The organism is Herbaspirillum sp. (genome assembly GCF_035644555.1).
Classification (GTDB): domain Bacteria; phylum Pseudomonadota; class Gammaproteobacteria; order Burkholderiales; family Burkholderiaceae_D; genus Herbaspirillum.
Window position 1 is genome coordinate 34,662 of sequence record NZ_DASQOH010000009.1, and the last position, 17,107, is coordinate 51,768.

General features: G+C 58.5%; 31 protein-coding genes and 1 pseudogene. All 32 read right to left on the reverse strand.

Annotation, left to right across the window (positions count from 1 at the left end; genetic code table 11):
* Positions 1 to 12 precede the first annotated feature (12 nt).
* Positions 13 to 1,803: a protein-disulfide reductase DsbD gene (dsbD, locus tag VE092_RS03660; protein WP_324873952.1), complete on the reverse strand. Its 1,791-nt coding sequence runs from the start codon at positions 1,801 to 1,803 to the stop codon at positions 13 to 15.
* Between the two features lie 27 nt (positions 1,804 to 1,830).
* Positions 1,831 to 2,178, reverse strand: a complete 348-nt coding sequence (gene cutA / locus VE092_RS03665) for a divalent-cation tolerance protein CutA (protein WP_324873954.1) — start codon at positions 2,176 to 2,178, stop codon at positions 1,831 to 1,833.
* Positions 2,179 to 2,328: 150 nt separating this feature from the next.
* Positions 2,329 to 2,724, reverse strand: a complete 396-nt coding sequence (gene rplQ, locus VE092_RS03670; protein WP_006464908.1) for a 50S ribosomal protein L17 — start codon at positions 2,722 to 2,724, stop codon at positions 2,329 to 2,331.
* A 186-nt stretch (positions 2,725 to 2,910) separates the two neighbouring features.
* Positions 2,911 to 3,888, reverse strand: coding sequence for a DNA-directed RNA polymerase subunit alpha (locus VE092_RS03675; protein WP_006464909.1), 978 nt, complete (start codon positions 3,886 to 3,888; stop codon positions 2,911 to 2,913).
* Between the two features lie 106 nt (positions 3,889 to 3,994).
* Positions 3,995 to 4,618 (reverse strand): 30S ribosomal protein S4, encoded by a 624-nt coding sequence (gene rpsD / locus VE092_RS03680; RefSeq protein ID WP_006464910.1) that lies wholly within the window; start codon positions 4,616 to 4,618, stop codon positions 3,995 to 3,997.
* Positions 4,619 to 4,778: 160 nt separating this feature from the next.
* On the reverse strand, positions 4,779 to 5,183 hold the full coding sequence (gene rpsK / locus VE092_RS03685; protein WP_006464911.1) for a 30S ribosomal protein S11: 405 nt from the start codon (positions 5,181 to 5,183) through the stop codon (positions 4,779 to 4,781).
* 42 nt (positions 5,184 to 5,225) lie between these two features.
* A complete protein-coding gene (rpsM, locus tag VE092_RS03690; RefSeq protein WP_006464912.1) occupies positions 5,226 to 5,591 on the reverse strand; it encodes a 30S ribosomal protein S13 in 366 nt (121 codons plus the stop codon).
* Positions 5,592 to 5,619: 28 nt separating this feature from the next.
* Positions 5,620 to 5,733 (reverse strand): 50S ribosomal protein L36, encoded by a 114-nt coding sequence (rpmJ, locus tag VE092_RS03695; RefSeq protein WP_006464913.1) that lies wholly within the window; start codon positions 5,731 to 5,733, stop codon positions 5,620 to 5,622.
* Positions 5,734 to 5,763: 30 nt separating this feature from the next.
* Positions 5,764 to 5,982 carry a translation initiation factor IF-1 gene (infA, locus tag VE092_RS03700; protein ID WP_005663428.1) on the reverse strand — a complete coding sequence of 73 codons (219 nt, stop codon included), beginning with the start codon at positions 5,980 to 5,982 and terminating at the stop codon, positions 5,764 to 5,766.
* A 32-nt stretch (positions 5,983 to 6,014) separates the two neighbouring features.
* Positions 6,015 to 7,346 carry a preprotein translocase subunit SecY gene (secY, locus tag VE092_RS03705; protein ID WP_324873961.1) on the reverse strand — a complete coding sequence of 444 codons (1,332 nt, stop codon included), beginning with the start codon at positions 7,344 to 7,346 and terminating at the stop codon, positions 6,015 to 6,017.
* A 19-nt stretch (positions 7,347 to 7,365) separates the two neighbouring features.
* Positions 7,366 to 7,800 carry a 50S ribosomal protein L15 gene (gene rplO, locus VE092_RS03710; RefSeq protein ID WP_006464915.1) on the reverse strand — a complete coding sequence of 145 codons (435 nt, stop codon included), beginning with the start codon at positions 7,798 to 7,800 and terminating at the stop codon, positions 7,366 to 7,368.
* A 26-nt stretch (positions 7,801 to 7,826) separates the two neighbouring features.
* Positions 7,827 to 8,006 carry a 50S ribosomal protein L30 gene (gene rpmD, locus VE092_RS03715; RefSeq protein ID WP_006464916.1) on the reverse strand — a complete coding sequence of 60 codons (180 nt, stop codon included), beginning with the start codon at positions 8,004 to 8,006 and terminating at the stop codon, positions 7,827 to 7,829.
* Positions 8,007 to 8,016: 10 nt separating this feature from the next.
* Positions 8,017 to 8,535 carry a 30S ribosomal protein S5 gene (gene rpsE / locus VE092_RS03720; protein WP_006464917.1) on the reverse strand — a complete coding sequence of 173 codons (519 nt, stop codon included), beginning with the start codon at positions 8,533 to 8,535 and terminating at the stop codon, positions 8,017 to 8,019.
* 12 nt (positions 8,536 to 8,547) lie between these two features.
* Complete coding sequence (rplR, locus tag VE092_RS03725) at positions 8,548 to 8,910, reverse strand: 50S ribosomal protein L18 (RefSeq protein WP_006464918.1); 363 nt, start codon at positions 8,908 to 8,910, stop codon at positions 8,548 to 8,550.
* A gap of 12 nt (positions 8,911 to 8,922) precedes the next feature.
* Complete coding sequence (gene rplF, locus VE092_RS03730; protein ID WP_006464919.1) at positions 8,923 to 9,456, reverse strand: 50S ribosomal protein L6; 534 nt, start codon at positions 9,454 to 9,456, stop codon at positions 8,923 to 8,925.
* A gap of 10 nt (positions 9,457 to 9,466) precedes the next feature.
* Positions 9,467 to 9,862, reverse strand: coding sequence for a 30S ribosomal protein S8 (rpsH, locus tag VE092_RS03735; protein ID WP_006464920.1), 396 nt, complete (start codon positions 9,860 to 9,862; stop codon positions 9,467 to 9,469).
* A 14-nt stretch (positions 9,863 to 9,876) separates the two neighbouring features.
* Positions 9,877 to 10,182 carry a 30S ribosomal protein S14 gene (rpsN, locus tag VE092_RS03740; RefSeq protein WP_006464921.1) on the reverse strand — a complete coding sequence of 102 codons (306 nt, stop codon included), beginning with the start codon at positions 10,180 to 10,182 and terminating at the stop codon, positions 9,877 to 9,879.
* A gap of 7 nt (positions 10,183 to 10,189) precedes the next feature.
* Positions 10,190 to 10,729, reverse strand: a complete 540-nt coding sequence (gene rplE / locus VE092_RS03745) for a 50S ribosomal protein L5 (protein ID WP_006464922.1) — start codon at positions 10,727 to 10,729, stop codon at positions 10,190 to 10,192.
* Positions 10,730 to 10,734: 5 nt separating this feature from the next.
* Positions 10,735 to 11,049 (reverse strand): 50S ribosomal protein L24, encoded by a 315-nt coding sequence (gene rplX, locus VE092_RS03750; protein ID WP_324873968.1) that lies wholly within the window; start codon positions 11,047 to 11,049, stop codon positions 10,735 to 10,737.
* Between the two features lie 9 nt (positions 11,050 to 11,058).
* Positions 11,059 to 11,427 carry a 50S ribosomal protein L14 gene (rplN, locus tag VE092_RS03755; RefSeq protein ID WP_006464924.1) on the reverse strand — a complete coding sequence of 123 codons (369 nt, stop codon included), beginning with the start codon at positions 11,425 to 11,427 and terminating at the stop codon, positions 11,059 to 11,061.
* Between the two features lie 196 nt (positions 11,428 to 11,623).
* Positions 11,624 to 11,896, reverse strand: coding sequence for a 30S ribosomal protein S17 (gene rpsQ, locus VE092_RS03760; RefSeq protein ID WP_006464925.1), 273 nt, complete (start codon positions 11,894 to 11,896; stop codon positions 11,624 to 11,626).
* The gene (gene rpmC / locus VE092_RS03765) at positions 11,893 to 12,087 is read right to left on the reverse strand and encodes a 50S ribosomal protein L29 (RefSeq protein WP_324873971.1); all 195 of its coding nucleotides are present in this window, start codon (positions 12,085 to 12,087) and stop codon (positions 11,893 to 11,895) included. The genes rpsQ and rpmC overlap by 4 nt, the downstream gene beginning before the upstream one ends.
* 13 nt (positions 12,088 to 12,100) lie before the next feature.
* Positions 12,101 to 12,520, reverse strand: a complete 420-nt coding sequence (gene rplP, locus VE092_RS03770; RefSeq protein ID WP_008334136.1) for a 50S ribosomal protein L16 — start codon at positions 12,518 to 12,520, stop codon at positions 12,101 to 12,103.
* Between the two features lie 2 nt (positions 12,521 to 12,522).
* Entirely contained in the window at positions 12,523 to 13,341 is an 819-nt protein-coding gene (gene rpsC / locus VE092_RS03775) for a 30S ribosomal protein S3 (protein WP_006464928.1), read from the reverse strand.
* A gap of 9 nt (positions 13,342 to 13,350) precedes the next feature.
* On the reverse strand, positions 13,351 to 13,683 hold the full coding sequence (gene rplV / locus VE092_RS03780; RefSeq protein WP_008334132.1) for a 50S ribosomal protein L22: 333 nt from the start codon (positions 13,681 to 13,683) through the stop codon (positions 13,351 to 13,353).
* 6 nt (positions 13,684 to 13,689) lie between these two features.
* Positions 13,690 to 13,965: a 30S ribosomal protein S19 gene (rpsS, locus tag VE092_RS03785; RefSeq protein WP_006464930.1), complete on the reverse strand. Its 276-nt coding sequence runs from the start codon at positions 13,963 to 13,965 to the stop codon at positions 13,690 to 13,692.
* Between the two features lie 10 nt (positions 13,966 to 13,975).
* Positions 13,976 to 14,803: a 50S ribosomal protein L2 gene (gene rplB, locus VE092_RS03790; RefSeq protein ID WP_006464931.1), complete on the reverse strand. Its 828-nt coding sequence runs from the start codon at positions 14,801 to 14,803 to the stop codon at positions 13,976 to 13,978.
* Positions 14,803 to 15,120 carry a 50S ribosomal protein L23 gene (gene rplW / locus VE092_RS03795; protein ID WP_006464932.1) on the reverse strand — a complete coding sequence of 106 codons (318 nt, stop codon included), beginning with the start codon at positions 15,118 to 15,120 and terminating at the stop codon, positions 14,803 to 14,805. Before rplW ends, rplB begins: the two co-directional genes overlap by 1 nt.
* Positions 15,117 to 15,737 carry a 50S ribosomal protein L4 gene (gene rplD, locus VE092_RS03800; RefSeq protein WP_006464933.1) on the reverse strand — a complete coding sequence of 207 codons (621 nt, stop codon included), beginning with the start codon at positions 15,735 to 15,737 and terminating at the stop codon, positions 15,117 to 15,119. Before rplD ends, rplW begins: the two co-directional genes overlap by 4 nt.
* A 3-nt stretch (positions 15,738 to 15,740) precedes the next feature.
* On the reverse strand, positions 15,741 to 16,397 hold the full coding sequence (gene rplC / locus VE092_RS03805; protein ID WP_006464934.1) for a 50S ribosomal protein L3: 657 nt from the start codon (positions 16,395 to 16,397) through the stop codon (positions 15,741 to 15,743).
* Positions 16,398 to 16,560: 163 nt separating this feature from the next.
* The gene (rpsJ, locus tag VE092_RS03810; RefSeq protein ID WP_006464935.1) at positions 16,561 to 16,878 is read right to left on the reverse strand and encodes a 30S ribosomal protein S10; all 318 of its coding nucleotides are present in this window, start codon (positions 16,876 to 16,878) and stop codon (positions 16,561 to 16,563) included.
* An 88-nt stretch (positions 16,879 to 16,966) separates the two neighbouring features.
* Positions 16,967 to 17,107, reverse strand: a pseudogene (tuf, locus tag VE092_RS03815) (elongation factor Tu); the annotation flags it as partial.

Sequence of the window (17,107 nt, forward strand, 5' to 3'; positions counted from 1 at the left end):
CGCAATGTGGAGCTACAGATGTTGCAGCGTTGAGATGAACTTGTCGGCATCCTGATAACCGATCACGCGGCGCGCCGCCAGTTCCCGGCCATCGGCATCGAAGAACATGATGCCCGGCGGACCGAAGAGATTGAAGCGCTTGAGCATGGCGCGGTCATCGGCATTGTTGGCGGTCACATCGATCTGCAGCAGCAGCATCTGGCCGAAGCGTTCCTTCACGCGCTGGTCACTGAAGGTGAAGCGTTCCATTTCCTTGCAGGAAACGCACCAGTCGGCGTAGAAGTCCAACATCACCGGACGGCGCTCGCCGGCGGCATTCTGCTGCAGGGCCGCGTCCAGCTCGGCGCTGGAACGGATACGCACGAAGTCCGTGCCGGCCACCGCGGTACCCTGCGCACGCAGATGCGACAGCGGCGCCAATGGGTCGCGACCACCGGTCACCACGCTGACCAGTTGCAGCAGACCCAATGTGACCACCGCCAGGCCGAGTCCGCGTGCGATCCAGCCTGCCGGGCGGGACCACAGCAGGAAGGCGCCATAGCCGATGCCCAGCATCGCCCAGCCCGCCATCTGCAGCCAGGACGGGATCACCGGCGAGACCATCCACAGCGCCGTACCCAGCATGAGCACGCCAAAGAAGCGCTTGACCGCATCCATCCAGGCGCCTGCGCGCGGGAGCAGTGCGCCGGCAGACGCACCGATGAGCAGCAGCGGTACGCTCATGCCGGCGGCCATCGCAAACAGGGCGCTACCGCCCAGCACCACGTTGCCGCTCTGGCTGATGTAGAGAAGTGCCCCGGCCAGCGGCGCGGCCACGCAGGGGCCGACGATCAGCGCCGAGATCGCGCCCATCAGGAACACCCCCAGCCATTTGCCGCTGCCATTGCCCGAGGCCGAGGACAGGCGTGATTGCACAGAGGCCGGCACCTGCAGCGTGTAGACGTCGAACATCGACAGGGCCAGTACCGCCATCAGCAGCGCAAAGCCGGCCAGCATCCACGGGTTTTGCAGATAGGCCGACAAGCCCTCGCCCAACATCCCGGCCGCCACGCCCAGGGCGGTATAGACCAAGGCCATACCAAGCGAGTAGGCGACCGACATCAGGAAGCTGCGAGCGCGGCCACCGCCGGCGGCAGTCTGCTGGCCGACGATGATCGAGGACAGGATGGGCAGCATCGGCAGCACACAAGGCGTGAAGGAGAGCCCGATACCCAGCACGAAGAACAGCGACAGGATGCTCCACAGCTTGCCGCTCTTCAGTACGGCGGCAATTCCGTCGATATCGCTGGCGCCGGTGGCCTGCATCGCATCACCGCCGCCCGCGCTCACGCTCTGGCCAGTCGCCTGGGGCGACATGGTCAGCTTGAGCGTCATCGGTGGATAACATAGCCCCTTGTCGGCGCAACCTTGCGACACCGCCACCACGGTAAATCGGTCCACAGCGCCGCTGACCGGTATGCGGGCCGTCACCGATTGGTGATAGGTCTCCACTTCCTTCTGGAAGTTGTCGTCATATTTGCGCTTGCCTGGAGGGAATTGCGGCTCGCCCAGGGTTGCGCCCTCGGCGCTGAAGTGGAAGCGGTCGCGGTACATGTAGTAGCCATCGGCGATGCGATAGCTCAGCTCCAGCGTTTGCCCGTCGACCATGCGGCCGCTGAGCTGGAAGGCCTGCTCCGGGGGAAGATAATCTTCGGCGGCATGCGCCACGGTCGTGGACAGTGTGGCCACCAGCATCAGCAGACACTGCAGGGAGAGCAGCCACAAGCGCTGCAGGCGCCGGCCAATCCGGCGGCGCGTCATCATGAGATTCAACGGAGTTCCTTGTGTGCTTTACAGGCGTAATGGCCGGGCGGTTTCATCCTGCATCCAGGCGAGGTAAGCCGGAAGGCCTGCCGTGACCGGCAAGGCGATGATCTCCGGCACATCATAGGGATGCAACTGCAGGATGGTCCGCTCCAGCTCCTGGTAGCGCGCCTGCGTGGTCTTGATCAGCAAGGGGATTTCGCTCTCACGCTGCATCTTGCCTTGCCAGCGATAGACCGAGCTCACCGGCGCCAGGATATTGACGCAGGCTGCCAGCCCTTGTTCCACCAGGGCTGTGGCGATCTTTTCGGCCAGCTCCTGATCCGGCACATTGGCCACGACCAGCAGCGGCTGGTTCAACAGGGACGAGGTCATGTCAGCATCTCCTTGCGCATGCCGTATTCAACCACAGACTGTGCCGGCGCGCCGCCATGCAAGATCAGGACATGCCACGAAAAATGGCCACTGAAAACAAAAAAGCCAGGCTGAGCCTGGCTTTTCTGCAGAGACGGACAAGCGAGTGAATTACTCAGCGGTCGGGGCATCAGCGGCGTCGCTGACTTCCGGACGGTCCACCAGCTCGACGAAGGCCATCGGTGCGTTGTCGCCTTGACGGAAGCCCATCTTCAGGATGCGCAGGTAGCCGCCGTTACGGGCAGCGTAGCGCGGGCCCAGTTCGGAGAACAGCTTGCCGACGATTTCGCGATCGCGCAGGCGGTTGAAGGCCAGACGCTTGTTGGCCAGGGTGTCGGTCTTGCCCAGGGTCAGGATCGGCTCGACGACGCGGCGCAGTTCCTTGGCCTTCGGCAGGGTGGTCTTGATGGCTTCATGACGCAGCAGGGAGACAGTCATGTTGCGCAGCATGGCCAGACGGTGGGACGAAGTACGATTCAGTTTGCGGAGACCGTGACGGTGACGCATGGTAATTTCCTTTCAGGTTACAGTTTTGATCCAGTTCTTCTATCGGCAGGCCAGCTTCGCTGTCCGGACCGCGGACCGGTAAATGACGGATAAAAGTGTTGCTACGGATACGACGGGTGCGACAGATACAGCGTCTTGCCAGCCCGGCCGGCGGGATGATGGTCCACGCCAGCCAGGCAGCAGGAATTACTTCTCCAGACCGGCCGGCGGCCAGTTTTCCAGCTTCATGCCCAGGGTCAGGCCACGCGAAGCCAGGACTTCCTTGATTTCGTTCAACGACTTGCGACCCAGGTTCGGGGTCTTCAGCAGTTCGTTCTCGCTGCGCTGGATCAGATCGCCGATGTAGTAGATGTTCTCGGCCTTCAGGCAGTTTGCGGAACGCACGGTCAGCTCCAGGTCGTCGACCGGACGCAGCAGGATAGGATCGACCTGCGGTGCGCGCGACGGTGCTTCTGCAGTCGCTTCGGTGCCTTCCAGGGCAGCGAACACGTTCAGTTGATCAACCAGCACGCGAGCCGATTGGCGGATCGCTTCTTCCGGAGTGATGACGCCGTTGGTCTCGATGTTCATGACCAGCTTGTCCAGGTCGGTACGCTGTTCCACACGTGCGGATTCCACAGCGTAGGACACGCGACGCACCGGCGAGAAGGAAGCGTCCAGGATGATGCGACCGATGGTCTTGTTGGTGTCTTCGGACAGGCGACGCACGTTGCCCGGCACGTAGCCACGGCCCTTTTCGACCTTGATCTGCATGTCCAGCTTGCCGCCACCGGTCAGGTTGGCGATGACGTGATCCGGGTTGATCAGTTCGACGTCGTGCGGCAGATCGATATCGGAAGCCAGGACGGCGCCTTCGCCTTCCTTCTTCAGGGTCAGGGTGACTTCGTCACGGTTGTGCAGCTTGAAGACCACACCCTTCAGGTTCAGCAGGATGTCCACGACGTCTTCCTGCACGCCGTCCAGCGAGGAGTACTCGTGCACGACACCGGCGATGGTGACTTCGGTGGGAGCGTAACCGCTCATGGTCGACAGCAGCACGCGACGCAGCGCGTTACCCAGGGTGTGACCATAACCGCGCTCGAACGGCTCCATCACGACCTTGGCGTGACCGGGAGCCAGTGTTTCCACTTCGATGATGCGGGGCTTCAACAAACTGTTTTGCATGAATTGTCCTTTTCAATACCCTCGGCTCGTTACACCGATAAGGCTGATGGCAGTTCGGAAAAATGCCCACCATGAGGTGGGCACAGAGGTACAGCGGTACGGCGGATTAACGCGAGTACAGTTCGACGATCAGCGATTCGTTGACGTCGGCAGCGATTTCGCTACGGTCCGGAGCGGACTTGAAGGTGCCTTCCAGCTTCTTCGAATCCACGGAAACCCACTGCGGGAAACCGTTCGATTCGGCCAGCGACAGGGCTTCGGCGATACGCACTTGCTTCTTGGCCTTTTCGCGGATGGCGACGACGTCACCAGCCTTGACGGAGTAGGAAGCGATGTTCACGACTTGACCGTTCACGGTCAGGGCCTTGTGGGACACCAGCTGACGCGCTTCAGCGCGGGTCGAGCCGAAGCCCATGCGGTAGACGACGTTGTCCAGACGCGACTCCAGCAGCTTGAGCAGGGTTTCGCCGGTGTTGCCCTTACGGCGGTCGGCTTCAGCGAAGTAGCGGCGGAACTGACGCTCGAGGACGCCGTACATGCGCTTGACCTTCTGCTTTTCACGCAGCTGGTTGCCGTAGTCGGAAGTGCGGGCGCCGGAGGTGCGGCCGTGTTGGCCTGGCTTGGAATCCAGCTTGCACTTGGAATCCAGCGAGCGGCGGGCGCTCTTCAGGAACAGGTCGGTGCCTTCGCGGCGGGAAAGTTTTGCTTTGGGTCCGATATAACGTGCCACGGTATTTCCTTTATCAATGACGTCCCATGTTGCCGGACGCTAGTCTGACCTGCATGCGGCCAAACAGTGGTCTTAAGAACAAAACCCGCCAAGGCGAATGGCGGGTGATTTCCAGCGCTTTCCCCTGAAGCCAGGCGAAAGCGCAAGATTATACTACAACTTAGATGCGACGGCGCTTCGGCGGACGGCAGCCGTTGTGCGGGACCGGGGTCACGTCCTGGATCTGGGTGATCTTGATGCCCAGATTGTTCAGAGCGCGCACTGCGGATTCACGGCCCGGGCCGGGGCCCTTGATACGCACTTCCAGGTTCTTGATGCCGCATTCGATCGCGACCTTGCCGGCGCTTTCAGCGGCGACCTGGGCGGCGAACGGAGTCGACTTGCGCGAACCCTTGAAGCCAGCACCACCCGAGGTCGCCCACGACAGAGCATTGCCCTGACGGTCGGTGATCGTGATGATGGTGTTGTTGAACGAAGCGTGAACGTGCGCGATGCCTTCAGCAACGTTCTTCTTAACTTTCTTACGAACACGCGATGCTGCTGCGTTGTTGGGGGACTTTGCCATAATTTCTTCCTTGAATCCGACCAGTGCTTGCGCCTGCCGGGATTATTTCTTCAGCGATTGAGCGGCCTTGCGCGGACCCTTGCGAGTACGGGCGTTGGTGCGGGTGCGTTGACCACGAACCGGCAGACCACGACGGTGACGCAGACCGCGGTAGCAACCCAGGTCCATCAAACGCTTGATGTTCATGGACAACTCACGGCGCAGATCGCCTTCCACGACGAACTTGGCGATTTCGTCACGCAGCTTTTCCAGCTCGTTATCGTCCAGGTCCTTGACCTTCTTGTTGGTCGGAACGCCGGTAGCAGCGCAAATGTCTTGTGCGCGCGGACGGCCAATACCATAGATGGCGGTCAGGCCGATTACGGTGTGCTGATGGTTGGGGATGTTGACCCCTGCAATACGTGCCATTCGTTATTCCTCGATCAATAACGTTAAGTTAACCCTGGCGCTGCTTGTGACGGGGTTCGGTGCAGATCACACGAACGACGCCATTGCGCTTGATGATTTTGCAGTTGCGGCAGATCCGCTTGACTGATGCGAGCACTTTCATTGTGGCCCTCTTTCTTTCAATGTTTCACTGTTACTTGGTTCGGAACACGATACGTGCCCGGCTCAAATCGTAAGGCGTCAGTTCCACCGTTACCTTATCGCCAGGCAGGATACGGATGTAATTCATGCGCATCTTGCCGGAAATATGGCCGAGTACAACGTGACCGTTTTCCAACTTAACCCTGAATGTCGCGTTGGGCAGATTTTCAAGAATCTCGCCCTGCATCTGAATAACGTCGTCTTTTGCCATTCCGTGTCTTCTTCCTTGGAGCATGAGCCCGCTTATCGCGGTGTCATGCCACCCTTGAAATTAGCTTTGCGGAGCAACGATTCATACTGCTGAGACATCACATAGTTCTGCACTTGGGCCATGAAATCCATCGTCACGACCACAATGATCAGCAGCGATGTGCCACCGAAGTAGAACGGCACCTTCCAGCGTGCGATCAGGAACTCTGGCAGCAGGCACACCAAGGTGATGTACACGGCGCCGGCCAGGGTCAGGCGCATCAGGATCTTGTCGATATAACGCGCCGTCTGGTCACCCGGACGGATACCCGGAACAAAAGCACCACTCTTCTTCAGGTTGTCTGCCGTTTCCTTGCTGTTGAACACCAATGCGGTGTAGAAGAAGCAGAAGAAGACGATAGCCACCGCATACAGCAAGGCATGGATCGGTTCGCCTGGTGCCATCGATGCCGCCAGATCCTTCAGGAAACGAATGAAGGGATTCGACGTATCACCCGATGTGAACCAGCTGGTGATCGTAGCCGGGAACAGGATGATCGACGATGCAAAGATCGGCGGGATCACGCCAGCCATGTTCAGCTTCAGCGGCAGGTGGCTGCTTTGGCCACCGTAGATCTTGTTGCCGACCTGACGCTTCGCATAGTTCACCAGGATCTTGCGCTGCCCACGTTCGATGAAGACCACCAGGAACGTCACCAGAGCCACGATCACGCAGATCAGGATCGCCGACAGGGCATTCATCGAGCCGGTACGAACCAGCTCGAACAAGCCACCCAGAGCATTCGGCAGACCTGCTGCAATACCGGCGAAGATGATGATCGAGATGCCATTGCCCAGACCCCGTTCGGTAATCTGTTCACCCAGCCACATCAGGAACATCGTGCCGGTGATCAGCGTCACCACCGTGGTCATGCGGAAGGCCAGACCCGGATCCAGCACCAGGCCGGCTTGCGATTCCAGCGCCACCGCAATGCCCAGCGCCTGGAAGGTCGCCAGCACCAGGGTGCCGTAACGGGTGTACTGCGTGATCTTGCGACGACCGGCTTCACCCTCTTTCTTCAATGCTTCCAGCTGCGGCGAAACCACCGACAGCAGCTGCATGATGATCGATGCCGAGATATACGGCATGATCCCCAGTGCGAAGATCGTAAAGCGCGACAGGGCACCACCGGAGAACATGTTGAACATGCCCAGAATGCCGCCCTGATTCTGCTTGAACAGCTGCGCCAACTGCGTCGGATCAATACCCGGAACCGGGATATGTGCACCGATGCGATAAACGATCAACGCTCCCAGCAGGAACCACAAACGCCCCCAGGGGAAGCCTTTTGCGGCACCTTTCGCTAATTGAGGAGTAGTTGCCAATTAATGCTCCGGGACCGGATCACTCAGCGATGGAACCACCGGCTGCTTCGATAGCGGCCTTGGCACCAGCGGTTGCGATCAGACCCTTGACGGTTACCTTCTTGGTCAGTTCGCCAGCCTTGATGATACGCACGACACGAGCCAGTTCCGACACGAGGCCGGCTTGCTTCAGTGCCAGCACGTCGATCTCGGCGACGGGCAGCTTTTCCAGGTCGGACAGGCGGACTTCAGCCTTGTAGGGCGTAGCCAGCGACTTGAAACCGCGCTTGGGCAGACGACGTTGCAGTGGCATCTGGCCGCCTTCGAAGCCGACCTTGTGGAAACCGCCCGAACGCGACTTCTGACCCTTGTGGCCACGACCGGCGGTCTTGCCCAGGCCAGAGCCGATACCACGACCGACGCGACGCTTAGCGTGCTTCGCGCCTTCTGCGGGTTGGATAGTGTTTAATTGCATGATTCGCTCCGTTCGCAAGCCGAGGCTTACGACACCACTTTCACAAGATAGGACACTTTGTTGATCATGCCGCGCACCGACGGGGTGTCTTCCAGTTCGGACACCGAGTTGACGCGACGCAGACCCAGACCGCGCACGGTTGCGCGGTGGTCCTGACGAGTACCGATCAGACCCTTGACCAGCTTGACTTTGATTGTGTTAGCCATCTCGATCACCTTAGCCCAGGATTTCTTCGACCGACTTGCCGCGCTTGGCAGCAATTTCAGCCGGAGTGTTCATCTTCGACAGACCGTCCAGGGTGGCACGGACCATGTTGTAGGGGTTGGTCGAACCGGTCGACTTGGCCACCACGTTGGTCACGCCCATCACCTCGAAGATCGCGCGCATCGGACCACCGGCGATGACGCCAGTACCGTCCTTGGCCGGCGAGATCATCACCGACGAAGCGCCGTGCTTGCCGATGACGGTGTGCTGCACGGTACCGTTCTTCAGGGTGACCTTGATCAGCTTGCGACGTGCTTCTTCCATTGCCTTCTGCACGGCGACGGGCACTTCCTTGGACTTGCCCTTGCCCATGCCGATGCGGCCATCGCCGTCACCAACCACTGCCAGCGCTGCGAAACCCATGATGCGGCCACCCTTCACCACCTTGGTGACGCGGTTGACAGCGATCATCTTTTCGCGCATGCCGTCATCAGGCTTGTCGCTTTGCGTTTTCGATTGCATTTTTGCCATGATCGATAATCCTTAGAACTTCAGGCCGGCTTCACGCGCAGCCTCAGCCAGCGCCTTGACGCGACCGTGATAACGGAAACCGGAGCGGTCGAATGCGACTTCAGTCACACCGGCCTTCAGAGCCTTCTCTGCAACGCGCTTGCCGATCAGGGCGGCAGCGGCGGCATTGCCACCCTTGCCGGATTGACCAGCCAGCTCGGCGCGGACTTCTGCTTCCAGGGTGGAAGCGGAGGCCAGCACGTTGGCGTCGGGGCCGATGACGCTGGCGTAGATGTGCGTGTTGGTACGGTGCACAGCCAGACGATTCACCTTCAGTTCTGCGATCTTGGCGCGAGTCTGAGTCGCACGGCGCAGGCGAGATTGTTTCTTGTCCATCGTCAACCCCTATTACTTCTTCTTGGTTTCTTTGAGCGTCACCACTTCGTCAGCGTAGCGCACACCCTTGCCCTTATAGGGTTCGGGTTCGCGGTACGCGCGAATTTCAGCGGCGACCTGGCCAACCACCTGGCGATCGATACCCTTGATCAGGATTTCGGTCTGGGTCGGGGTCTCAACCTTGATACCGGCAGGCATCTGGTGAACGATGGGGTGCGAGAAGCCCAGCGACAGGTTCAGCTTGTCGCCTTGTGCTTGTGCACGGAAACCCACGCCGACCAGGTTCAGCTTCTTTTCGAAGCCCTTGGTGACGCCGTTGACCATGTTGTTGACCAGAGCACGCAGGGTGCCCGACATCGCGTTGGCTTCGCGGCTGTCGTCAGCCACTTCGAAGCTCAGCGAGCCATTGTTGTTGACCACCTTGACCTTCTTGGTCAGCGGTTGGGTCAAGGAGCCCAGCGGGCCCTTGACGGTGATTTGCTCTGCAGTGATGGTCGCTTCCGCGCCACTCGGCAGTGCAACAGGCATTTTACCTACACGAGACATCTTGCACTCCTTAGGCCACGTAGCAAATCACTTCGCCACCGACACCGGTTGCGCGTGCTTTGCGGTCAGTCATCACGCCGCGCGGGGTGGACACAATCGCCACACCCAGGCCATTCATGACGTTCGGGATATCATCCTTGCCCTTGTAGATGCGCAGACCCGGACGGGACACGCGCTCCAGGCGCTCGATGACCGGACGGCCAGCGTAATACTTCAAACCGATTTTCAATTCAGCCTTGCCATCTGCGGCAACCACGGCGAAATCTTCGATATAACCCTCGTCCTTGAGGACGTTGGCAATGGCAACCTTCACCTTGGAAGACGGCATGACGACGGTGGTCTTGTTCACGCCTTGTGCATTGCGGATACGGGTCAGCATATCGGCGATAGGATCGCTCATACTCATTGCTTCTTCTCCTATTACCAGCTAGCTTTGGTCAAACCCGGGATTTCGCCGCGCATGGCGATTTCACGGACCTTGATACGGCCCAATCCGAACTTGCGGAAAGTACCACGGGGACGGCCAGTCAGCGCGCAACGGTTACGTTGGCGGGTCGGAGCCGAGTTACGGGGCAGCGCCTGCAGCTTCAGACGTGCTTCGTAACGCTCTTCATCCGACTTCGATTGGTCGTCGATAATAGCCTTCAACTCGGCGCGCTTGGCAGCATACTTCTTCACCATTTCTGCGCGCTTCTGTTCACGGTTAATCAGTGCCAGTTTTGCCATGGCATCCTCAGTTTCTGAACGGGAATTTAAATGCGGCGAGAAGCGCCTTCGCTTCGTCGTCGGTCTTTGCAGTCGTGGTGATGCTGATGTTCATGCCACGCAGTGCATCGATCTTGTCGTACTCGATTTCGGGGAAGATGATCTGCTCTTTCACACCGATGTTGTAGTTGCCACGACCGTCGAACGCACGACCCGACACACCACGGAAGTCACGCACGCGGGGCAGGGCCACGGTGATCAGACGATCCAGGAATTCGTACATGCGGGCGCCACGCAGGGTCACCATGCAACCGATCGGGTAGCCTTCGCGGATCTTGAAACCTGCGATAGCCTTGCGAGCCTTGGTCACCACCGGCTTCTGGCCAGCGATCTTGGTCAGATCGCCAACGGCGTGCTCAATGATCTTCTTGTCCGCAACTGCTTCCGACAGACCCATGTTCAGGGTGATCTTCAGGATGCGCGGAACTTCCATCACCGACTTGTACGAATACTTCGTAGTCAGATCGGCGACGACCTTATCTTTATAAAACTGTTGAAGACGTGCCATGATGTTTAAACCTTAACGACTTCGCCGTTGGACTTGTAAGCGCGGACCTTCTTGCCGTCCACTTCCTTGTAAGCCACACGATCTGCCTTGCCGGTCGCAGCGTTGAACAACGCGACGTTCGACACATGAATTGGCATCAGCTTATCGACGATGCCGCCAGTTGCACCAGTCATCGGATTGGGACGGGTCGCCTTCTTTGCGACATTCACGCCTTCCACGAGGACATAATCGGCGTCCACACGAGCAGTCACGACACCGCGCTTGCCCTTGTCTTTGCCGGTCAACACGATGACTTCATCGTTTTTACGAATCTTTGCCATGACCACTCCTTACAGAACTTCAGGTGCCAGGGAGACGATCTTCATGAAGCGCTCTGTACGCAGCTCACGAGTCACCGGCCCAAAGATACGGGTGCCGATGGGCTCCAGCTTGGCGTTCAGCAGGACGGCAGCATTACCATCGAACTTGACCAGCGAACCATCCTGACGACGCACGCCCTTGGCGGTGCGAACGACGACAGCGTTATAAATTTCACCCTTCTTGACGCGACCACGCGGTGCTGCGCTCTTGACAGTAACCTTGATCACATCGCCAATGCCCGCATAGCGGCGCTTGGAACCACCCAAGACCTTGATGCACAGAACTTCGCGCGCACCAGTGTTGTCGGCCACTTCGAGCCGGCTTTCAGTTTGAATCATGATATTTTCTTTCCCAACTTAATCCGCTTCGCACGATGCGCTGGCGGTCAGTCTTGGTCCTGTTAGCAAGCGAACTCGCTAGTTAGGGGACGAATAGAGCTACTCTTGAGCCTTTCTTTGCAGGCTTATGCTTACAAAGAAAGAGCTCGATATTATGGCAGCATAATATCGAGCACGCAAGTACTACATTTACTACTTAGACGATTTGTGCTTCCTGCACCACACGGGTCACAGTCCACGACTTCGTCTTGGAGATCGGACGGCTTTCGGTGATTTCCACCACATCGCCGGCCTTCGCCGAGTTTTGCTCATCATGCGCATGGTACTTCTTGGTGCGCTTGATGATCTTGCCGTACAGCGGGTGCTTCATTTGACGCTCGATTTCGACAGTGACGGTCTTGTCCATCTTGTCCGACACAACTTTGCCAATCAGCGTGCGCTTGAGCGCTTGTTTCACTTGATCGTTCATTGTTGGCCATCCTTCGAGTTGATCACAGTTTTCACACGTGCGATGTCGCGACGTACCTTCTTCAGCTGTGCGGTATTGTTCAGTTGCTGGGTCGCAATTTGCATGCGCAGGCTGAACTGAGCTTTCAACAGCTCGCTCAGTTCCTTTTCCAGTCCTGCCTTGTCCTTACCGCGGAGTTCAGATGCTTTCATGTTCCGCTCCTAATTATTGACCGACTTGGCGAACAACGAAAGTCGTCGACAGCGGCAATTTGGCAGCAGCCAAACGGAACGCCTCGCGCGCCAGGGCTTCGTCCACACCGTCCATCTCGTACAGTACCTTGCCCGGCTGGATTTCAGCCACGTAGTACTCCGGATTACCCTTACCGTTACCCATACGCACTTCTGCAGGCTTCTGGGAGATCGGCTTGTCCGGGAAGACGCGGATCCAGATACGGCCACCGCGCTTGATATGACGGGTCATCGCACGACGAGCTGCTTCGATCTGACGGGCAGTGATACGGCCACGGCCGGTTGCCTTCAGACCAAAATCGCCGAACGAGACGGCGGTTCCGCGGGTGTGCGAAATGCCGGTGTTACGACCTTTTTGTTCTTTACGATATTTTCTACGTGCTGGTTGCAGCATGATTATTCTCCTGCTTTCTCAGCCGATACACCGGCATCGGCAGCTTGAGGACGACCACCGCCACGCTTTGCACCGGCGCCAGGAGCACCAGTCTTGGAGCGGGGACGTGCACCCGGCTTGCCGTCGTCACGACGGGGACCACGACGCTTCTTGTCGTCTTCCGGTTCACCGACCAGCACCGGCGCTTCGCCGTTTGCCAGGCGATCGCCCTTGTAGACCCACACCTTCACACCGATGATGCCGTAGGTGGTTTCAGCTTCGCCGAAGCCATAGTCGATATCGGCGCGCAGGGTGTGCAGGGGCACACGGCCTTCACGGTACCATTCGGTACGTGCGATTTCGATGCCGTTCAGACGACCCGACGACATGATCTTGATGCCTTGGGCGCCCAGACGCATGGCGTTCTGCATCGCACGCTTCATGGCGCGACGGAACATGATGCGCTTTTCCAGCTGCTGGCAGATCGAGTCAGCGATCAGCTGAGCATCGGCTTCCGGCTTGCGGATTTCTTCGATGTTGACGTGCACGGGCACGCCCATCAGCTTGGCCAGTGCCGACTTCAGCACTTCGATGTCTTCACCCTTCTTGCCAATCACAACGCCCGGACGGGAGCTGTAAATGGTGATGCGGGCATTCTTGGCCGGACGCTCGATGACCACGCGGCCGACCGAGGCGTTCTTCAGCTTCTTCTTCAGGTAAGCACGGACCTTCAGGTCCTCGTTGAGCATGTCGGCAAAGTTGTTATTGCCTGCATACCAACGCGAGCCCCAGTTACGTGTAACCGCCAGACGGAAACCGGTTGGATGAATCTTCTGTCCCATCGTGACTCCTTAGTTTCCGACGGTCACGTAGATGTGACACGACTGCTTGGAAATACGATCACCACGGCCCTTTGCACGCGCTGTGAAGCGCTTGAGGACCGCACCCTTTTCCACATAAATGGTCTTGACTTTCAGCTCGTCAATGTCGGCACCATCGTTGTGCTCGGCGTTCGCAATGGCGGACTCCAGAACCTTCTTGATGATGACCGCGCCCTTCTTGGGGCTGAAGGCCAAGATATTCAGTGCCTGATCAACTTTTTTACCGCGGATCAGGTCTGCAACCAGGCGGCCTTTCTGGGCCGACAGGTGCACACCGCGCAGAGTAGCTTTAGTTTCCATCATAGGACCTTATTTCTTAGCCTTCTTATCGGCAGCGTGACCCTTGAACGTACGGGTCAGCGCGAATTCGCCGAGCTTGTGACCAACCATGTTTTCCGAGACATAGACCGGCACGTGTGCCTTGCCGTTGTGCACGGCAATGGTCAGACCGATGAAGTCCGGCATGATGGTCGAACGACGCGACCAGGTCTTGATCGGCTTCTTGTCCTTGGTAGCCTGGGCAGCCTCAACCTTTTTCACCAGGTGGGCGTCGCAGAAAGGACCTTTTTTCAATGAACGTGTCATGTTTTATCCCTTATTTCTTGCCGCGACGCGAGACAATCATCGAAGTCGTACGCTTGTTGCTACGAGTCTTCTTGCCCTTGGTCTGCTGGCCCCACGGCGAAACCGGGTGACGGCCAGCGGCGGTCTTGCCTTCACCACCACCGTGCGGGTGGTCCACCGGGTTCATGACAACGCCACGAACGGTCGGACGCACACCGCGCCAACGGGTTGCACCAGCCTTACCGATCTTGCGCAGGTTGTGCTCGCCGTTACCGACTTCACCGATGGTGGCGCGGCATTCGATGTGGACGCGACGCACTTCACCGGAGCGCAGGCGAACCTGAGCGTAGGTGCCTTCGCGTGCCATCAGCACGACAGCGGCACCGGCGGTACGGGCGATTTGCGCGCCCTTGCCCGGCAGCATTTCCACGCAGTGGATGGTGGTACCGACGGGGATGTTGCGGATCGGCAGGGTGTTGCCCGACTTGATCGGAGCTTCAGAACCGCTGATCAGCTGATCGCCAACCGACACGCCCTTGGGAGCGATGATGTACTTGCGCTCGCCGTCCGCGTAGCACAGCAGTGCGATGTGCGCGGTACGGTTCGGGTCGTATTCGATACGCTCGACCTTGGCAGGGATGCCATCCTTGTTGCGACGGAAGTCGACAACACGGTAGTGCTGCTTGTGACCACCGCCGATGTGGCGGGTGGTGATGTGACCGTTGTTGTTACGGCCGGCGGTCTTGGACTTCTTTTCGACCAGCGATGCCAGCGGACGGCCCTTGTACAGGTCGGGATTGACGACCTTGACCATGCCGCGCCGACCGGGCGAGGTCGGCTTCACTTTTACGAGTGCCATTATTTAGCCTCCTCGGTGAAGTTGATTTCTTGACCCGGCTTCAGGCTGACGAAAGCACGGCGGGTGTGGTTGCGGCGACCCATACCGTTGCGCGAGCGCTTCTGCTTGCCCTGACGGTTGGCGACTTGCACCGATTCCACTTCCACCTTGAACAGCAGTTCGACGGCGGCCTTGACTTCCAGCTTGGTAGCATCCTTGGCGACCAGGAAGACGACTTGCTCATTCTTCTCGGCGACGAAAGTTGCCTTTTCGGAGATCACCGGTGCCAGCAGCACCTTCATCAGGCGCTCTTCGCTATGTTTCACGATTGCGTTCATGCCAGCAACTCCTCAATCTTTGCCAGAGCCGGCTTGGTAATCAAGACGTTCTTGAAGTACACCAGCGACACGGGATCAGCTTGACGCGGCTCGACCACCAGCACGCCCGGCAGATTGCGCGAGGCCAGCAGCAGCTTTTCGTCCAGGCTGTCGGTAATAACCAGCACCGATTCCATGCCCATGCCCTTCAGCTTTTGGGCCAGCAGCTTGGTCTTCGGGGCTTCGACGGCGAATTCTTCCACGACCGACAGGCGGCCTTCACGTGCCAACTGGGACAGGATCGAGCAGACACCTGCGCGATACATCTTCTTGTTGACCTTGTGGGTGAAGTTTTCGTCAGGCGAGTTCGGGAAGATACGGCCACCACCGCGCCACAGAGGCGACGAGGACATACCGGCACGTGCACGGCCAGTACCCTTTTGACGCCAGGGCTTCTTGGTGGTGTGGCTGACTTCTTCACGATCCTTTTGCTTGCGGTTGCCGCTACGAGCGTTGGCTTGGTAGGCAACCACGACCTGGTGGATCAGGGCTTCGTTGTAGTCACGACCGAAAATGGTATCCGGTGCGGCGACGTTCGAAGCAGCTTGACCTTGGTCATTCAGGAGCTTCAGTTCCATTGATTAAGCCCCCTTCTTCGCTTTGACTTTGACTGCCGGCGAAACGATCACTTGACCGTTCTTGGCGCCGGGAACGGCACCCTTCACCAACAGCAATTGACGCTCTGCGTCCACACGGGCGATTTCCAGGTTCTGGACGGTGGTCTTGACATCACCCAGATGACCGGTCATGCGCTTGCCGGGGAACACGCGGCCCGGATCCTGCGCCATACCGATGGAGCCAGGAACATTGTGCGAGCGGGAGTTACCGTGGGTCGCGCGACCCGATGCGAAGTTGTAACGCTTGATGGTACCGGCGTAGCCCTTACCGATCGACACGCCTTGCACGTCGACTTTCTGGCCAGCTTCAAACATGCCGATGCCAACGACGTCGCCTGCCTTCAGTTCGGCAGCCTTGGAAGCGTCAACACGGAATTCTTTGAGGACAGTACCTGCCTCGACGCCAGCTTTGGCGAAGTGGCCGGCGGCGGCTTTGACCACGCGCGAAGCGCGGCGTTGACCGAAGGTCACCTGAACAGCGGAATAACCATCCACTTCAGGCGTTTTGATTTGAGTCACGCGGTTGTTGGACACGTCCAGCACGGTCACAGGGATCGAATCCCCATCTTCCGTGAAGATGCGCATCATACCAACCTTGCGACCAACAAGGCCCAGGCTCATTGTTTTCTCCATTCCCGCCTGCGATTGGGCGGGGCTGATGTTCGTACTACCATAAATTATGGGCCTTGCAGACGCAAAACCCACATCGAAGCCGAGCATTATAGCCCGTAAAACAAAAGCGCACAACCGAGGTTGTGCGCTTTTCCAACACTATGCCAGCTGATTACTGCAGCTTGATTTCAACATCAACGCCAGCGGGCAGGTCCAGCTTCATCAATGCGTCAACCGTCTTGTCGGTCGGATCGACGATATCCATCAGGCGCTGATGGGTACGGATTTCGAACTGATCGCGGGAAGTCTTGTTGACGTGCGGCGAACGCAGGACGTCGAAGCGCTGGATGCGGGTCGGCAGGGGAACCGGGCCCTTGACGACAGCGCCGGTACGCTTGGCGGTGTCAACGATTTCCAGGGCGGACTGGTCGATCAGACGATAGTCGAAAGCTTTCAGACGGATACGGATTTTTTGGCTAGGAACCGACATGATTTTCCTTTAAAGAACGAACCGGGGATGGGGATCATCCCCGGCGATGTTAAAAATGCGACTGGTGTTGCTTGTTGCTATTCGACAATTAGTCGAAGATCTTGGCGACCACGCCGGCGCCGACGGTACGACCGCCTTCACGGATAGCGAAACGCAGACCTTCTTCCATGGCGATCGGGTTGATCAGTTGCACGGTGATCGACACGTTGTCGCCCGGCATGACCATTTC

Excerpts from the sequence above, each read along its gene's own strand:
- dsbD (WP_324873952.1), bottom strand. The coding sequence starts at position 1,803 with ATGATGACGCGCCGCCGGATTGGCCGGCGCCTGCAGCGCTTGTGGCTG.
- cutA (WP_324873954.1), bottom strand. The coding sequence starts at position 2,178 with ATGACCTCGTCCCTGTTGAACCAGCCGCTGCTGGTCGTGGCCAATGTG.
- rplQ (WP_006464908.1), bottom strand. The coding sequence starts at position 2,724 with ATGCGTCACCGTCACGGTCTCCGCAAACTGAATCGTACTTCGTCCCAC.
- VE092_RS03675 (WP_006464909.1), bottom strand. The coding sequence starts at position 3,888 with ATGCAAAACAGTTTGTTGAAGCCCCGCATCATCGAAGTGGAAACACTG.
- rpsK (WP_006464911.1), bottom strand. The coding sequence starts at position 5,183 with ATGGCAAAGTCCCCCAACAACGCAGCAGCATCGCGTGTTCGTAAGAAA.
- rpsM (WP_006464912.1), bottom strand. The coding sequence starts at position 5,591 with ATGGCACGTATTGCAGGGGTCAACATCCCCAACCATCAGCACACCGTA.
- rpmJ (WP_006464913.1), bottom strand. The coding sequence starts at position 5,733 with ATGAAAGTGCTCGCATCAGTCAAGCGGATCTGCCGCAACTGCAAAATC.
- infA (WP_005663428.1), bottom strand. The coding sequence starts at position 5,982 with ATGGCAAAAGACGACGTTATTCAGATGCAGGGCGAGATTCTTGAAAAT.
- rplO (WP_006464915.1), bottom strand. The coding sequence starts at position 7,800 with ATGCAATTAAACACTATCCAACCCGCAGAAGGCGCGAAGCACGCTAAG.
- rpmD (WP_006464916.1), bottom strand. The coding sequence starts at position 8,006 with ATGGCTAACACAATCAAAGTCAAGCTGGTCAAGGGTCTGATCGGTACT.
- rpsE (WP_006464917.1), bottom strand. The coding sequence starts at position 8,535 with ATGGCAAAAATGCAATCGAAAACGCAAAGCGACAAGCCTGATGACGGC.
- rplR (WP_006464918.1), bottom strand. The coding sequence starts at position 8,910 with ATGGACAAGAAACAATCTCGCCTGCGCCGTGCGACTCAGACTCGCGCC.
- rplF (WP_006464919.1), bottom strand. The coding sequence starts at position 9,456 with ATGTCTCGTGTAGGTAAAATGCCTGTTGCACTGCCGAGTGGCGCGGAA.
- rpsH (WP_006464920.1), bottom strand. The coding sequence starts at position 9,862 with ATGAGTATGAGCGATCCTATCGCCGATATGCTGACCCGTATCCGCAAT.
- rpsN (WP_006464921.1), bottom strand. The coding sequence starts at position 10,182 with ATGGCAAAACTGGCACTGATTAACCGTGAACAGAAGCGCGCAGAAATG.
- rplE (WP_006464922.1), bottom strand. The coding sequence starts at position 10,729 with ATGGCACGTCTTCAACAGTTTTATAAAGATAAGGTCGTCGCCGATCTG.
- rplX (WP_324873968.1), bottom strand. The coding sequence starts at position 11,049 with ATGGCAAAGATTCGTAAAAACGATGAAGTCATCGTGTTGACCGGCAAA.
- rplN (WP_006464924.1), bottom strand. The coding sequence starts at position 11,427 with ATGATTCAAACTGAAAGCCGGCTCGAAGTGGCCGACAACACTGGTGCG.
- rpsQ (WP_006464925.1), bottom strand. The coding sequence starts at position 11,896 with ATGAACGATCAAGTGAAACAAGCGCTCAAGCGCACGCTGATTGGCAAA.
- rpmC (WP_324873971.1), bottom strand. The coding sequence starts at position 12,087 with ATGAAAGCATCTGAACTCCGCGGTAAGGACAAGGCAGGACTGGAAAAG.
- rplP (WP_008334136.1), bottom strand. The coding sequence starts at position 12,520 with ATGCTGCAACCAGCACGTAGAAAATATCGTAAAGAACAAAAAGGTCGT.
- rpsC (WP_006464928.1), bottom strand. The coding sequence starts at position 13,341 with ATGGGACAGAAGATTCATCCAACCGGTTTCCGTCTGGCGGTTACACGT.
- rplV (WP_008334132.1), bottom strand. The coding sequence starts at position 13,683 with ATGATGGAAACTAAAGCTACTCTGCGCGGTGTGCACCTGTCGGCCCAG.
- rpsS (WP_006464930.1), bottom strand. The coding sequence starts at position 13,965 with ATGACACGTTCATTGAAAAAAGGTCCTTTCTGCGACGCCCACCTGGTG.
- rplB (WP_006464931.1), bottom strand. The coding sequence starts at position 14,803 with ATGGCACTCGTAAAAGTGAAGCCGACCTCGCCCGGTCGGCGCGGCATG.
- rplW (WP_006464932.1), bottom strand. The coding sequence starts at position 15,120 with ATGAACGCAATCGTGAAACATAGCGAAGAGCGCCTGATGAAGGTGCTG.
- rplD (WP_006464933.1), bottom strand. The coding sequence starts at position 15,737 with ATGGAACTGAAGCTCCTGAATGACCAAGGTCAAGCTGCTTCGAACGTC.
- rplC (WP_006464934.1), bottom strand. The coding sequence starts at position 16,397 with ATGAGCCTGGGCCTTGTTGGTCGCAAGGTTGGTATGATGCGCATCTTC.
- rpsJ (WP_006464935.1), bottom strand. The coding sequence starts at position 16,878 with ATGTCGGTTCCTAGCCAAAAAATCCGTATCCGTCTGAAAGCTTTCGAC.